This is a genomic window from Streptomyces sp. DG2A-72 (assembly GCF_030499575.1).
In the GTDB taxonomy this organism is placed as follows: domain Bacteria; phylum Actinomycetota; class Actinomycetes; order Streptomycetales; family Streptomycetaceae; genus Streptomyces.
In genome coordinates this window covers 7,282,506-7,295,943 of the sequence record NZ_JASTLC010000001.1, presented here as the reverse complement: position 1 = coordinate 7,295,943, position 13,438 = coordinate 7,282,506, and the positions used below count along the sequence as shown (strand labels likewise).

Genomic DNA, 13,438 nt, shown 5'->3' with positions numbered 1-13,438 from the left:
AACTTGGGGGTCTGGGGGCGACCCCCAGGAATCCTCTGCACGGCCCAACCGGGCCGTAGGTACACGTACTGCTTATGAAGTTGCTGTTAGCTCGCCAGTCGGCGGCCGGCGTCCTCGATGCGGTCCGCCATCGAGCCGTTGATGACCTCGTCACCGACCTGCACCCGGATCCCGCCGAGGACCTCGGGGTCCACGTCCAGGTTGAGGTGCATCGGACGGCCGTAGAGCTTCGCCAGGGCGGCGCCCAGGCGCTGCTTCTGCCCGTCGCTCAGCGGTACCGCCGAGGTGACCACGGCCACCATCCGGTCGCGGCGCTCGGCGGCGAGCTTGGACAGGGACTCAAGTCCCGCTTCCAGGCTACGTCCCCGCGGCACGGTCACAAGGCGCGTCACCAGACGCTCGGTGGTCGCGGCGGACCGGCCACCGAGCAGGCTGCGCAGCAGCTCGCTCTTGGCGGAGGTCGTCGCGGACCGGTTGGTGAGCGCGGCGCGCAGCTCGGTGCTGGAGGAGCTGATCCGGCCGAACCGGAACAGCTCGTCCTCGACGTCGTCGAGCGTGCCCGCCTTCTGCGCGGCGGTGAAGTCGGCGATGTTCGCCAGCTCCTCCAGCGCGTCCACCAGGTTGCGCGACTGCGACCAGCGGGAGCGCACCATGCCGGACAGCAGGTCGGCGGCCTCGCCGCCGACTTGGCCGCCGATGAGGCGCTGGGCCAGGTCGGCCTTGGCCTCGCCGGACTGCGCCGGGTCGGTCAGGACCCGACGCAGCGACACCTCGCGGTGCAGCAGCGCGGTGAGGGAGGCCAGCTCGTCGGCGAGCGAGCCGGCGTCCACGGACGTGTTGTCCGTCAGCGCGTCGAGACGCTCGCGTGCGGCTGCCAGGGCCTCGCGGCTCGCTCCGTTCATCGGGTGGCCTCGGCCTTCTCGTCGAGCTCGTCGAGGAAGCGGTCGATCACACGGCTCTGCCGGGCGTGGTCCTCGAGGGACTCGCCGACGAGCTTGCCTGCCAGGTCGGTGGCGATCTTGCCGACGTCCTGGCGCAGCGCCGACGAGGCGGCCTTGCGGTCGGCCTCGATCTGGGCGTGACCGGCGGCGATGATCTCCTCACGCTGCCGCTGGCCCTCCGCGCGCATCTCGGCGATGAGCGTGGCGCCCTGCTCCTGCGCCTCCTGGCGCAGTCGCGCGGCCTCGTGCCGGGCCTCGGCGAGCTGGGCCTTGTACTGCTCAAGGACGCTCTGGGCCTCGGTCTGCGCGGCCTCGGCCTTTTCGATACCGCCCTCGATGGCCTCGCGACGCTCTTCCAGAACCTTGTTGATGGTCGGGAGGAGCTTCTTGGCGAGGAAGCCGAAGACGATGACGAAGGCGATCAGGCCGATGACAACTTCCGGCCACGGCGGAATGAGAGGGTTTTCCTTCTCACCCTCAGCCGCCAGGAAGACCAGGGCGGATGTGGTCGTCACATCAGTGCCTTTCGTCGAAAGGGTCGGTCGTCAGGGCTCGTCCTAGTAGACGAACGGCATGACGAGACCGATCAGGGCGAGCGCCTCACAGAAGGCGAAGCCGAGGATCTGGTTGGCGCGGATCAGGCCGGCCGCCTCGGGCTGGCGGGCGAGGGCCTGGGTGCCGTTACCGAAGATGATGCCAACGCCGACGCCGGGGCCGATGGCCGCAAGACCGTAACCGACGGAACCGAGGTCACCGGTGACAGCAGCAATGTTGGACATGCCAGTTCTTCCTTCTCTTTACGGACCGGTGGGGGTTGGCCACCGGACGGCTATGGGGGCGTTGCGGGGCGGTGCTCAGTGGTGCTCGGCGAGCGCGCCCTGGATGAAGGTGCAGGTCAGGAGGACGAAGACGTACGCCTGAACCGCCTGGATGAAGAGCTCGAAGGCGGTCATCACGATGACCATCACGAACGAGACACCTGAGTAGGCGATACCGATGCCGTTGAGCATGTACCAGCTGGCGATCGTGAAGAGCAGCAGCAGGGTGTGGCCGGCGAACATGTTCGCGAAGAGTCGCACCGCGTGCGTGAACGGACGGACCAGCAGGTTCGAGGCGAGCTCGATGGTCATGGACAGCGGGAGCACCGCGCCCAGCGACTTGTCGTAGCCGGAGAAGTTCTTGAAGGCTCCGACGAAGCCGTGCCGCTTGAAGGTCAGCGAGACCCACAGGATGTAGACGATCAGCGCCAGGACCAGCGGGTAGGCGATGATCGACGTCACCGGGAAGGCGGCGACCGGGACGATCGACCAGAGGTTCATCATCCAGATGAAGAAGAAGAGGGAGACCGCGAGCGGAACGTACTTCTCGCCCTCCTTCTTGCCGATCGTCTCGTAGACGATGCCGCGGCGTACGAAGTCGTAGCCGGCTTCGGCGATCATCTGGAGCTTGCCGGGCACGACCTTCGGCCTGGCGAACGCGGCCCAGAAGAAGCCCACCACGATGATCGAACCCAGCAGGGCGAGCAGCATCGGCTTGTTGAAGTAGAAGGCGTTGCCGTCCGCGTCGCCCATGAGCGGCTCGAACAGGAACGAGTGCAGGCCCGGAGCGACAGTGTCGAAGCCACATCCGTCGAAGAGGTGGCAGTTCGTGTCGAAGGCGAGGGCCTGCGTCGGGTCAGCACTCACCGCGGGCTCCTTCATCGTGGCGCATAGGTACGGCAACCTCGTTGTGTCGGCGCGGCGCGCAGCCGCGGTTCGGCACGGGACTGGTGTTACGGATGTGGGGGCGGCTGTGGGGCATCTCGCCCTGCGTGTGAGCAGGCGTCAGCTCAGATGCCCGCGCCCGCGATGCCGCAGTTGGCACCGGACGATAGCAGGGTCTCTCATACGCCTTTATCCCGGCCCTACCTCTCACGACGAGTGCCCCGTCTTCTCGGGCTTGTCGCCGTTCTTGGGGGCGGACGAGTCCGGTTCGACGTAGAGAATCTTGGCTTTCATGTGGGCACGCGTCTGCGCGGCGATCCAGGCGAGGGTGCCGGCGACGAGCGTGAGGGCGAAGGCCCGGGGGTTGAACAGGGTGGTGTTCTTGAACGCGGCGAGGAAGATGAACAGCAGAAGAATCTGTGCCGCGTACAGCATCAGACCCATCGCCTGGAAAAGGTGCGGAAGCGATTTGGCAGTGCGCTGCAGAACGTAGAGACCGATCCCCATGAAGAGGATCACCACCAGCGTCGCGACGACGGCCCCGACCGCCCCTTCGCCACCGGCGACCACACCGCTGACGACGGCGGCAATCGCGCCGACGGCAGCTGTGGGCACAGCGGCCTGGAGCAGGATCCGGACGTCATTGGACGGCATGGCGGCAACTCCGCTTTCGCAGGGGGGCAGGGGTGTCGTCATGGACGAGCGTAGCCCCGGGTGGGGAGTGGTCCTCACGCCAATGGGCCGTCGCACTGCGGCCCTTCGACTGTGTCCCGGGGTTCTCGTGAACCGTATCACAAACTATTTGATGAGGTCTTTACCTAGTGGCTGTGCTGGGTGTCACACGTGAGAGTGACACTGCGCGTTTGTGCAGAAACAGCATCCGTTTGTCTGGTATTGGGGATCTTCGTTCCCCCACGAGTTGGCAATGCTCTAGTCAGATTCTTACCTTGAGCGTCAGCGCGACGTTCCGGCCTTGCGCCGATCCAGGAAGCGCGGACGGGCGCCGAGAGCGGTCGAGCCGTTGACTCCGTTGACCCGGGAGACGCCCGCGGCGACCGGGGTGCGGGGCTCCTCGACGACCGGGACGGACGCCTCGTCCTCGTCCGCCTCCCCCCGGTCCTCCGCCGCCTCCGGTTCCGGCTCCACAACGGCCTTGCGGCGATAGCGCGGCGGCACGAAGGCCTCCGCCCAGCGCGGGGCGCGCGGGGTGAAGCGGGGCAGCAAGAGCAGGACCAGGCCGATGAAGCTCAGGAAGACGATGCCGAGCACGATCCACATCGACGCCGAGTTCACCGAGTAGGCGAGCGCGCCGAACGCGATCAGCGCCGACCAGAAGTACATGATCAGCACCGCGCGGCTGTGCGAGTGGCCGATCTCCAGGAGGCGGTGGTGCAGGTGGCCACGGTCGGCGGCGAACGGCGACTGACCGCGCCAGGTGCGGCGCACGATCGCGAGCACCAGGTCGGCCGCCGGGATCGCGATGATCGTCAGCGGCAGCAGCAGCGGGATGTAGACCGGCACCGTCTGATGCACGGCCGCCTTCTCGGAGCCCGCGAACAGCTTCAGCGCGTCCGGGTCGACCTGTCCCGTGATGGAGATCGCGCCCGCCGCCAGCACCAGCCCGATGAGCATCGAGCCGGAGTCGCCCATGAAGATCCGCGCGGGGTGCATGTTGTGCGGCAGGAAGCCCAGGCACATGCCCATCAGGATCGCCGCGAACAGCGTGGCCGGGGCGGCGGCCTCGATGCCGTACGACACCCAGACCCGGTAGGCGTAGAGGAAGAACGCGGTCGACGCGATGCCCACCATGCCCGCCGCGAGGCCGTCGAGGCCGTCGACGAAGTTCACCGCGTTGATGGTGATGACGACCAGCGCGACCGTCAGCAGGGTGCCCTGCCACTGGGTCAGCGCGACGTTTCCGACGCCCGGGATCGGCAGCCACAGGATCGTCAGACCCTGCATGACCATGACGCCGGCGGCGATCATCTGGCCGCCCAGCTTGATCAGGGCGTCGATCTCGAACTTGTCGTCCAGGACGCCGATCAGCCAGATCAGGGCCGCGCCGGAGAGCAGGGCGCGCGGTTCGTTGGACTCGGCGAAGACCTCGTTCAGGTTGGTGAGGTGGTCGGCGACCAGCAGGCCCGCGCACAGGCCGAAGAACATCGCGATCCCGCCGAGCCGCGGAGTGGGTTCCCGGTGCACGTCACGTGCCCGGATCTGCGGCATCGCTCCGGCCACGATCGCGAACTTCCGTACCGGCCCTGTCAGCAGGTACGTCACCGCGGCCGTGATGCAGAGCGTCAGCAGGTATTCACGCACAGGCTTCCCCACAGGTCTCGCTGGCCATCTCAGCCCCACACCCTAGCGACGGTCTCATACGGAACGCATATGTGTGGGGACTACCGGGTAGCGACGATGGTTGCACGCGTGGCTGTGCACTCGGTTGCGCCTACCCCCGCTCAGCCGGGATACGGCGGAAATCTACCGGCCAGCTCCCGCACTTCTTCACGAGCCCGCTGACTGTCGACCGTGCCGCGCAGCACCCCCGCGAGCAGGGCGGCGATGGATCCCATCTCCTCCTCCCCCATGCCTTGAGTGGTCACCGCCGCCGTGCCCAGCCGCAGTCCGCGGGCGTCGCCGTGCGGCAGCGCACAGCAGTCCATGACCATCCCGGCGGCGGCGAGCCGGCCCCGGGCGGTCCGTCCGTCGACGCCGAGGGGCGCCGGGTCGGCGGTGATGAGATGCGTGTCCGTCCCGCCCGTGGTGACGACGAACCCCTCGTCGGCCAGTCCCGCCGCGAGGACCCTCGCATTGGCGACGACCTGATGGGCGTACACGGTGAAGGCGGGAGTGGCGGCCTCCCCGAAGGCGACCGCCTTGGCGGCGACGGTGTGCATCTGGGCGCCGCCCTGGGTGAAGGGGAACACGGCCCGGTCGACCCGCTCGGCCAGTTCGTGGCCGCACAGGATCATGCCGCCGCGCGGACCCCGCAGCACCTTGTGCGTGGTGGCACAGACGACATCGGCGTACGGCACCGGACTGGGCGCCGCTCCCCCGGCGACCAGCCCGATCGGGTGCGCGGCGTCGGCGATCAGATAGGCGCCCACCTCGTCGGCGACCTCACGGAACAGGGCGTAGTCGATGTGCCGCGGGTAGGCGATGGACCCGCACACGATCGCCTTGGGCCGATGGGTACGGGCGAGGGTGCGCACCTGGTCGTGGTCGATGAGCCCGGTCTCCGCGTCCACGCCGTAGCCGACGAAGTCGAACCAGCGGCCGGAGAAGTTCGCGGGCGAGCCGTGGGTGAGGTGGCCGCCGTGCGGCAGGCCCAGGGCGAGGACGGTGTCGCCGGGCCGCAGCAGGGCGGCGTACGCGGCGAGGACGGCCGATGATCCGGAGTGGGACTGCACATTGGCGTGCTCCGCCCCGAACAGCGCCTTGGCCCGGTCGACGGCGATGCGCTCGGCGACGTCGACGATCTCGCAGCCGCCGTGGTGCCGGGCCCCGGGATAGCCCTCCGCGTACTTGTTGGCGAGCGGCGACCCGAGCGCCGCCAGCACCGCCGGTGACGTGAAGTTCTCGGCGGCGATCAACTGCAACGTCGTCGACTGCCGTTCCAGCTCCCCGAGCAGAATCCCCGCCAGTTCGGGATCCTGGCGGCGCAGCACATCGGCATCGAGGGTATGGGTGACCGTCATGGTGGGCTCCCGGAGCGTCGACACTGACGTAGCACCAATGTAGGCCCGGGACCTCAGGGGCGCTCGGTTGTCACGTCCTGGCGGGTACGCCTGTGAGTGCGGTGACGACCGGGTCCAGCGCCTGGTTTATTTCGTCGCCGACGGAGCGGAAGAACGTCAGCGGGGCGCCGTAGGGGTCGTACACCTCGTCCGCCTGCGCCGTGGGGGCCAGGAGCCACCCGCGTAGAGCTGCTGCGGCGCGGACAAGCGCACGCGCCCGGGCGACCATTCCGTCCTCCAGCGGAGGCAGCGTCGCCGGGTCGATCGCCTTCACCAGGCGGGTGAACTCCTTGAGGGTGAAGGTGCGCAGGCCGGCGGAGTGCCCCATGGAGATGACCTGCGCCCGGTGGTCGCGGGTGGCGGTCAGCACCAGGTCGGCGCGGATCACGTGGTCGTCCAGCAGTTCCCGCCCGACGAACCCGGAGGCGTCCGCGCCGAAGTCGGCCAGCACGGTCTCCGCGTTGGCCTCCATGGGCGCACCCTCATGGCCCCAGGTGCCCGCGCTCTCCACGATCAGCCCGCCCCACAGCGGGTCGCCGAGCCGGTCCGCCAGGGCATGACGGGTCAGCCGCTCGGTGATCGGCGAGCGGCACACGTTGCCGGTGCTGACGTGGAGGATGCGGAAGCTGTCCAGTGGAAGCCCGAAGGTCCCCGTCTCTTCCCCGTTCCATATGCCACGCCCCGCGTCAGGGGCTGTCAATTGGCCACCTCGAGGTCGGGTACGACCTTGCGCAGCTCCTCCGCCGAGAGGGCGCCCGCACGCAGCAGCAGCGGCACCTCGCGGGTGACGTCGACGATGGAGGAGGGCACGTTGCCGGGCGTGGGCCCGCCGTCGAGGTAGACGGACACCGAGTCGCCCAGCATGCCCTGCGCGGCGTCACAGTCCTCCGGCGCCGGGTGGCCGGTGAGGTTCGCCGACGACACGGCCATGGGGCCGACCTCGGTGAGCAGTTCGATGGCGACCGGGTGCAGCGGCATGCGCACGGCGACCGTGCCCCGGGTGTCCCCCAAGTCCCACTGGAGCGACGGCTGGTGCTTGGCGACCAGCGTCAGCGCGCCCGGCCAGAAGGCGTCGACCAGTTCCCAGGCCATCTCGGAGAAGTCCGTGACCAGGCCGTGCAAGGTGTTCGGGGAGCCGATGAGGACCGGGGTGGGCATATTGCGGCCCCGCCCCTTGGCCTCGAGCAGGTCGGTGACGGCTTCCGAGGAGAACGCGTCGGCACCGATGCCGTACACCGTGTCGGTGGGGAGGACCACGAGTTCGCCACGGCGGACGGCGGACGCGGCCTCACGCAGACCGGTGGTGCGGTCGGTCGCGTCATTGGTGTCGTATCGCCGTGCCATATCTAGCGGGCCTCCTCGTACACGTACTTCGGGACAACAGTCTGCGGGCCGGTCACGGCAGCGCCTTGCGGGCCGTCGCGAACCGTGGGCGGTTGTTCAGGTCGGGGTGGTCGGCCGCGTCGGCCCAGCCCCGCTCCTCGGTGAAGATCCACGGCACCTGGCCGCCCTGGGTGTCGGCGTGCTCGATGACGACGACCCCGCCGGGGCGCAGGAGCCGGTGTGCAGTCCGTTCCAGGCCGCGGATGAGGTCGAGGCCGTCCTCGCCGGAGAACAGGGCGAGTTCGGGATCGTAGTCCCTCGCCTCGGGATTGACGTACTCCCATTCCGTCAGCGGGATGTACGGCGGGTTGGAGATCACCAGGTCGACCTGGCCGTCGAGGTCCGGGAAGGCGGTGAGGGCGTCGCCCTGGCGCAGGTCGACCCTGGACCCCGCCACGTTCTTGCGGGTCCACTGAAGGGCGTCCTCGGACAGCTCCACGGCGTGCACACGGGAGCGCGGGACCTCCTGGGCGAGGGCGAGCGCGATGGCGCCGGAGCCGGTGCACAGGTCCACGATGAGTGGCTCCACGACGTCCATGGCGCGTACGGCGTCTATGGCCCAGCCGACGACCGACTCGGTCTCGGGGCGCGGGACGAACACCCCGGGCCCGACTTGGAGTTCGAGATAGCGGAAGTAGGCCCGCCCGGTGATGTGCTGGAGCGGCTCGCGCTGCTCACGGCGGGCGATGACCTCCCAGTACCGGGCGTCGAAGTCGGCGTCCTTGACGGTGTGCAGCTCGCCCCGCTTCACGCCGTGCACGAACGCGGCGAGCTCCTCCGCGTCGTTGCGCGGCGAGGGCACGCCGGCGTCGGCCAGCCGCTGGGTGGCCTGAGCTACCTCAGCGAGCAGCACGCTGCGGGGACTTGAGGGTCGCCCCCCAAATGATGGCTGCACGCATGTCCTCCGGTACTGGTCCTTCTCGTACGTCCCTTACACGGCTCTACGCGGCTGCGAGCTTGGCGGCCGAGTCCGCGTCGACGCAGGCCTGGATCACCGCGTCGAGTTCGCCGTCCAGGACCTGGTCCAGGTTGTACGCCTTGAATCCGACGCGGTGGTCCGAGATGCGATTCTCCGGGAAGTTGTACGTACGGATCTTCTCGGAGCGGTCGACGGTGCGGACCTGGCTGCGGCGGGCGTCGGCGGCCTCCTTCTCCGCCTCCTCCTGCGCCGCGGCGAGCAGCCTGGAGCGCAGGATACGCAGTGCCTGCTCCTTGTTCTGCAGCTGGCTCTTCTCGTTCTGGCAGGAGGCGACCACTCCGGTGGGAATGTGCGTGATGCGCACGGCGGAGTCGGTCGTGTTGACGGACTGTCCGCCGGGTCCGGAGGAGCGGTAGACGTCGATCCGGAGGTCGTTCGGGTTGATCTCGACGTCGACCTCTTCGGCCTCGGGCGTCACCAGCACACCGGCCGCGGAGGTGTGGATACGGCCCTGGGACTCGGTGGCCGGCACACGCTGTACGCGGTGCACGCCGCCCTCGTACTTCAGCCGCGCCCAGACACCCTGACCCGGCTCGGTGGCGCCCTGGCCGCCCTTGGTCTTCACGGCGACCTGGACGTCCTTGTAGCCGCCCAGCTCGGACTCGGTGGCGTCGATGATCTCGGTCTTCCAACCGATCCGCTCGGCGTACCGCAGATACATCCGCAGCAGGTCACCGGCGAACAGAGCGGACTCGTCACCGCCCGCGCCCGCCTTGATCTCGAGGATCACGTCCTTGTCGTCGCTGGGGTCGCGCGGAACGAGGAGCAGCCGCAGCTTCTCCGTCAGCTCCTCACGCTGCTTCTCCAGCTCCTTCACCTCGGCGGCGAACTCCGGGTCGTCGGCGCCGAGTTCACGGGCCGTCTCGATGTCGCCGCCCATCTGCTTCCAGGAGCGGTACGTGGCGACGATCGGGGTGAGCTCGGCGTAGCGCTTGTTCAGCTTGCGCGCGTTGGCCTGGTCGGCGTGGACCGACGGGTCGGCGAGCTTCTTCTCCAGGTCGGCGTGCTCGGCGATGAGCTCCTCGACGGCCTCGAACATCTCTGGCTCCTGTTGTACGTACGTGGGTGAAGGGCGGACGACCAAAAACGCCGGTCCCGGCGCGCCGAAGAGGGGCGCGGCCGTGGACCGGCGAAATGGGGCTCGCTACTTCTTGGAGCCGGCAGCCTTGCCGAAGCGGGCCTCGAAGCGGGCCACACGGCCACCGGTGTCGAGGATCTTCTGCTTGCCCGTGTAGAACGGGTGGCACTCGGAGCAGACCTCGGCGCGGATGGAACCGCTGGAGATCGTGCTGCGAGTGGTGAACGACGCGCCACAGGTGCAGCTGACCTGCGTCTCGACGTACTCGGGGTGGATGTCGCGCTTCAAGGGTGTCTCCTAGTTTCGGGAGGGCGCCGGGTCGCAGCCGCGGGGTGCGGAGGCGTGAACCGGGGCCGACGTACCAGTCTGCCAGGACTGGGGCCATCCCCCAAAACGGGGGGTGGGTGTCGTCTATTCCCTGCGGGTCGGTGGGGGCTGAGCGCGCCCACGCGGCGGAGCCGCAAATTGATACAGCCCCGCGCCCCTAACCGGCGCTGACCACACCGTTGGCCTGACCGGTCGCCGTACCCTTCGTCGCCGACTTCGGGATCGGCTTGTCGTTCTTCAGGGCCGTCCAGACCTGCTGGGCCTTGGTGTCGTCGACGAGGACGCGGTTGGCGTCGGCGGCGTCGTACTGGACCGGCATCGTGACCATGTTCATGTTCTTCGCGCTGATGCCCTTGAGGCCATTGGCGAACGACATGAGGGAGTTGACCGAGCCCAGGTCGGAGTCTGTGGTGACGGCCTTGGTGGCGGTGTCGGCGAGGTCGTACAGCTTCTTCGGGTTGGTGAAGAGGCCGACGTCCTTGACCTGCTCGACGAGCGCCTTGACGAAGGCCTGCTGGAGCTGGATCCGGCCGAGGTCGGAGCCGTCGCCGACGCCGTGCCGGGTGCGGACCAGGCCGAGTGCCTGCTCGCCGGTGAGCTTGTGGGTGCCGGCCTTGAGGTCCAGGTGGCTGTCGGGGTCGTTGATGGCCCGGCTGGTGGTCACCTTGACGCCGCCGAGCTCGTCGATGAGCTTCTGGAAGCCGCTGAAGTCGACCTCGAGGTAGTGGTCCATGCGCAGGTCGGTGAGCGACTCGACGGTCTTCACCGCGCAGGCCGCGCCGCCGGTGGTGTACGCCGAGTTGAACATGACGTCGGTCGCGGCGTCGTGGGTGTCGCCGTTGGTGTCGGTGCACTCGGGACGGTCGATGAGGGTGTCACGCGGGATGGACACCACGCTGGCCTTCTTGTGGCCCTTGTAGACGTGCACGATCATCGCGGTGTCGGAGCGGGCGCTGCCGTCGTCGGCACCGCCGCCGAGCTTCTGGTTGGAGCCGGAGCGGGTGTCGGAGCCCAGGACGAGGATGTTCTCGGAGCCGTTGTCGACCTTGGTGGGCCGGTTGGTGCCGAGGGCCTGGTCGATGTCGACGCTCTTGAGGTTGCCGTTGAGCTTGAAGTACACGTACCCGACGCCGGTGCCGCCCAGCACCACGATGCCCCCGGCCACCCAGGCCGTGACGAGCAGTCCCTTGCGGCGGTTGCCGCGAGGCTTGCGGCGGCGGCCCTTGGCGCGGTGGCGCGGGCCCGTGGTCCCGGACTCCCCCGGTATGCCGGGGTCCGGTGTGCTCTCGGCAGACATGTGCTCCTCGGTTCTCGTCGGGTCGGTTACCCCTCGCGTTCAGGGTCAGGCCCGGGCGAAGCGACATGTATCGCTCCATCTTCGCCCCGACCGGTCAGACGGGGAAACCCGGGAAAGGGTTGCACAACGCACTGTGCCCACCGCGTGGGGCGGTGGGCACAGTGCGTGGCGTGTGGTGCTGGACGCACCCCGTTCACCTGCTGTTTCAGCCGAAGATGTCGTACTGCTTGAAGTCCGTCCCGACCGAGACCCTTGTGGCAAAGATCTCGCTCGTGGCCTTTCCGGTGCCCTTGTACAGATAGAGCGTGCCGCCGGGCGTACGGGCCAGGAAGTCGGCCTTGCTGTCGCCGTTGACGTCACCGATGGCGTCGAAGGCGTTGTACGTCGTGTTGCTCCAGGTGCGCACCTTGACCCGGGCCAAGAAGGGGCTCGAGGCGTTGCCGGTTCCCTTGTACAGGTAGACGGCGCCGGTGCTCCGGTTGCGCACGATCACGTCGGCCTTGCCGTCGGCGTTGAAGTCACCCTTGCCGCGCATGCTGTTGTACTGGTTCCAGCCCGTGCCCGAGCCGACCTGTGTACGGGCCGAGAAGGAGCCGTTGCCCTTGCCCGGGTAGAGCCACAGCTTGCCGCCGGAGTCCACGGACAGCAGGTCGGGCAGATAGTCGCCGGTCAGGTCACCGGGGGTGACGATCCGGGTGCGGGTCTTCCAGTTGTCGAAGATCTGCTTCTCGGTCCAGGTCTCCGTGGAGCGCACGTAGTGCATCCAGTAGACGTCACCGGTGGAGGCGACGCGGTACACGAAGTCCTGGACGCCGTCCCGGTCGAGGTCGGTCTGCAGGACGGTGTTGACGCCGCTCCAGTTGCCCAGGCTCTGCCGGGCGCCGAACGACGTGCCCTTGGAGTCCTTCTCGTAGCCCGTCTTCGTGGACGCGTTGCGCACGAAGAGGTCGGCCCTGCCGTCGGTGTGGCTCATGTTGGCGTCGTCGACCTGCGGGTAGGCGGCACCGACATACGTCTTCACCTTCGAGAAGACGCTGTACGCGCCCTTCTCGACGCAGTTCACGACACCCCAGGACACGACACCCACGATGCGGTTGTTGACGACGAGCGGGCCACCGGAGTCGCCGTTGCAGGCGGACGTCGTACCGCTGTCGCTGCCGCTTGCGGGCTTGCCCGCGCAGACCATGTGGCCCTTGACGAAGTCGGCGCCGTAGTAGTTGGCACAGGTCGTGTCCGACTGGATCGGCAGCGTGGCCGTCTTCAGAGTGTCGGAGACGTCCTGGGTGGTGGAGCTCGTACGACCCCAGCCGTAGACCTTGGCACTGGTCCCGGCGGCGTACGAGGCGGTGTCAGCGGACGTCGTCATGCGGATCGGCGTCGCCTTGACCGGCGTCGCCAGGGTGATGACCGCGATGTCGTTGTCGATGGTCCGTGCGCTGTACGACGCGTGGCTCCACTGGCGCAGCGGCTGCGAGACCGTGCCGTTGGTGTTGCCCGAGTCGTCGGGCATCGTCGAGGTCCCGGTCACCACCGCACCGTGGGCGGCCCAGTTGTAGCCCTTGACGCAGTGCGCGGCGGTCAGGATCTTCGTCGGCGCGACGACGGCGCCGCCGCAGAAGAAGCCGAGGTCGTTGGCCTCGTCGGAGTACCAGAGCTGGGCCATCCACGGCGCCGAGGTGATCGTCGTGGTGGACCCGCCGATGATCTTCGCGTCGATGGTGCCGCTGCTGGTGCCGGCGCTCAGCGACGACTTGCTGGTCGTCTCCCCCGCGGCGTCGTCACCCGCGACCGCACCGGCGACCCGCTTCTCCAGCTCGGCGAGCGGCACCGTCTTGATGGCGGGCTTCTTCCTCGGCTCCGGAAGCGCGGTGGCGGCACCGGCCGACGTACTCAGCAGCGCAGCAGCAACGGCCGCGGCCACACCGGCCGCCGTGATCGGAAGAGCGATCCGCAACCGGCGTCTGTGCCGACCGCCCCCAGACATGGATGTACC

At 68.5% G+C, this 13,438-nt stretch carries 14 protein-coding genes; all 14 read right to left on the bottom strand.

Annotated elements, in window-relative coordinates; genetic code table 11:
• Window positions 1-86: 86 nt before the first annotated feature.
• Window positions 87-902, bottom strand: coding sequence for a F0F1 ATP synthase subunit delta (locus tag QQY66_RS34900; protein WP_301984307.1), 816 nt, complete (start codon window positions 900-902; stop codon window positions 87-89).
• Window positions 899-1,456: a F0F1 ATP synthase subunit B gene (locus tag QQY66_RS34895; protein WP_301984306.1), complete on the bottom strand. Its 558-nt coding sequence runs from the start codon at window positions 1,454-1,456 to the stop codon at window positions 899-901. The genes QQY66_RS34900 and QQY66_RS34895 overlap by 4 nt, the downstream gene beginning before the upstream one ends.
• Before the next feature lie 42 nt (window positions 1,457-1,498).
• Window positions 1,499-1,720 (bottom strand): ATP synthase F0 subunit C, encoded by a 222-nt coding sequence (atpE, locus tag QQY66_RS34890; protein WP_301984305.1) that lies wholly within the window; start codon window positions 1,718-1,720, stop codon window positions 1,499-1,501.
• 75 nt (window positions 1,721-1,795) lie between these two features.
• Window positions 1,796-2,641 (bottom strand): F0F1 ATP synthase subunit A, encoded by an 846-nt coding sequence (gene atpB / locus QQY66_RS34885; protein ID WP_301984304.1) that lies wholly within the window; start codon window positions 2,639-2,641, stop codon window positions 1,796-1,798.
• Window positions 2,642-2,851: 210 nt separating this feature from the next.
• A complete protein-coding gene (locus QQY66_RS34880) occupies window positions 2,852-3,298 on the bottom strand; it encodes a hypothetical protein (RefSeq protein WP_301987601.1) in 447 nt (148 codons plus the stop codon).
• A gap of 300 nt (window positions 3,299-3,598) precedes the next feature.
• The gene (locus QQY66_RS34875; RefSeq protein WP_301984303.1) at window positions 3,599-4,963 is read right to left on the bottom strand and encodes an MraY family glycosyltransferase; all 1,365 of its coding nucleotides are present in this window, start codon (window positions 4,961-4,963) and stop codon (window positions 3,599-3,601) included.
• Window positions 4,964-5,103: 140 nt separating this feature from the next.
• Complete coding sequence (gene glyA / locus QQY66_RS34870; protein ID WP_301984302.1) at window positions 5,104-6,342, bottom strand: serine hydroxymethyltransferase; 1,239 nt, start codon at window positions 6,340-6,342, stop codon at window positions 5,104-5,106.
• A gap of 70 nt (window positions 6,343-6,412) precedes the next feature.
• Window positions 6,413-7,081: a protein-tyrosine-phosphatase gene (locus QQY66_RS34865; RefSeq protein WP_301984301.1), complete on the bottom strand. Its 669-nt coding sequence runs from the start codon at window positions 7,079-7,081 to the stop codon at window positions 6,413-6,415.
• Complete coding sequence (locus tag QQY66_RS34860; RefSeq protein WP_301984300.1) at window positions 7,078-7,725, bottom strand: L-threonylcarbamoyladenylate synthase; 648 nt, start codon at window positions 7,723-7,725, stop codon at window positions 7,078-7,080. The genes QQY66_RS34865 and QQY66_RS34860 overlap by 4 nt, the downstream gene beginning before the upstream one ends.
• Window positions 7,726-7,777: 52 nt before the next feature.
• Complete coding sequence (gene prmC, locus QQY66_RS34855) at window positions 7,778-8,617, bottom strand: peptide chain release factor N(5)-glutamine methyltransferase (RefSeq protein WP_210572573.1); 840 nt, start codon at window positions 8,615-8,617, stop codon at window positions 7,778-7,780.
• A gap of 88 nt (window positions 8,618-8,705) precedes the next feature.
• Complete coding sequence (gene prfA, locus QQY66_RS34850; protein WP_301984299.1) at window positions 8,706-9,782, bottom strand: peptide chain release factor 1; 1,077 nt, start codon at window positions 9,780-9,782, stop codon at window positions 8,706-8,708.
• A 105-nt stretch (window positions 9,783-9,887) separates the two neighbouring features.
• A complete protein-coding gene (gene rpmE / locus QQY66_RS34845; protein WP_301984298.1) occupies window positions 9,888-10,109 on the bottom strand; it encodes a 50S ribosomal protein L31 in 222 nt (73 codons plus the stop codon).
• A 196-nt stretch (window positions 10,110-10,305) separates the two neighbouring features.
• Complete coding sequence (locus QQY66_RS34840; RefSeq protein ID WP_301984297.1) at window positions 10,306-11,445, bottom strand: LCP family protein; 1,140 nt, start codon at window positions 11,443-11,445, stop codon at window positions 10,306-10,308.
• Between the two features lie 205 nt (window positions 11,446-11,650).
• Entirely contained in the window at window positions 11,651-13,429 is a 1,779-nt protein-coding gene (locus QQY66_RS34835; protein ID WP_301984296.1) for a trypsin-like serine protease, read from the bottom strand.
• Between the last annotated feature and the right edge of the window lie 9 nt (window positions 13,430-13,438).

Bases quoted from the DNA above. Each gene is read 5' to 3' on its own strand.
- QQY66_RS34900 (WP_301984307.1), bottom strand. From the start codon at position 902: ATGAACGGAGCGAGCCGCGAGGCCCTGGCAGCCGCACGCGAGCGTCTC.
- atpE (WP_301984305.1), bottom strand. From the start codon at position 1,720: ATGTCCAACATTGCTGCTGTCACCGGTGACCTCGGTTCCGTCGGTTAC.
- atpB (WP_301984304.1), bottom strand. From the start codon at position 2,641: ATGAAGGAGCCCGCGGTGAGTGCTGACCCGACGCAGGCCCTCGCCTTC.
- QQY66_RS34880 (WP_301987601.1), bottom strand. From the start codon at position 3,298: ATGCCGTCCAATGACGTCCGGATCCTGCTCCAGGCCGCTGTGCCCACA.
- glyA (WP_301984302.1), bottom strand. From the start codon at position 6,342: ATGACGGTCACCCATACCCTCGATGCCGATGTGCTGCGCCGCCAGGAT.
- QQY66_RS34860 (WP_301984300.1), bottom strand. From the start codon at position 7,725: ATGGCACGGCGATACGACACCAATGACGCGACCGACCGCACCACCGGT.
- prfA (WP_301984299.1), bottom strand. From the start codon at position 9,782: ATGTTCGAGGCCGTCGAGGAGCTCATCGCCGAGCACGCCGACCTGGAG.
- QQY66_RS34840 (WP_301984297.1), bottom strand. From the start codon at position 11,445: ATGTCTGCCGAGAGCACACCGGACCCCGGCATACCGGGGGAGTCCGGG.
- QQY66_RS34835 (WP_301984296.1), bottom strand. From the start codon at position 13,429: ATGTCTGGGGGCGGTCGGCACAGACGCCGGTTGCGGATCGCTCTTCCG.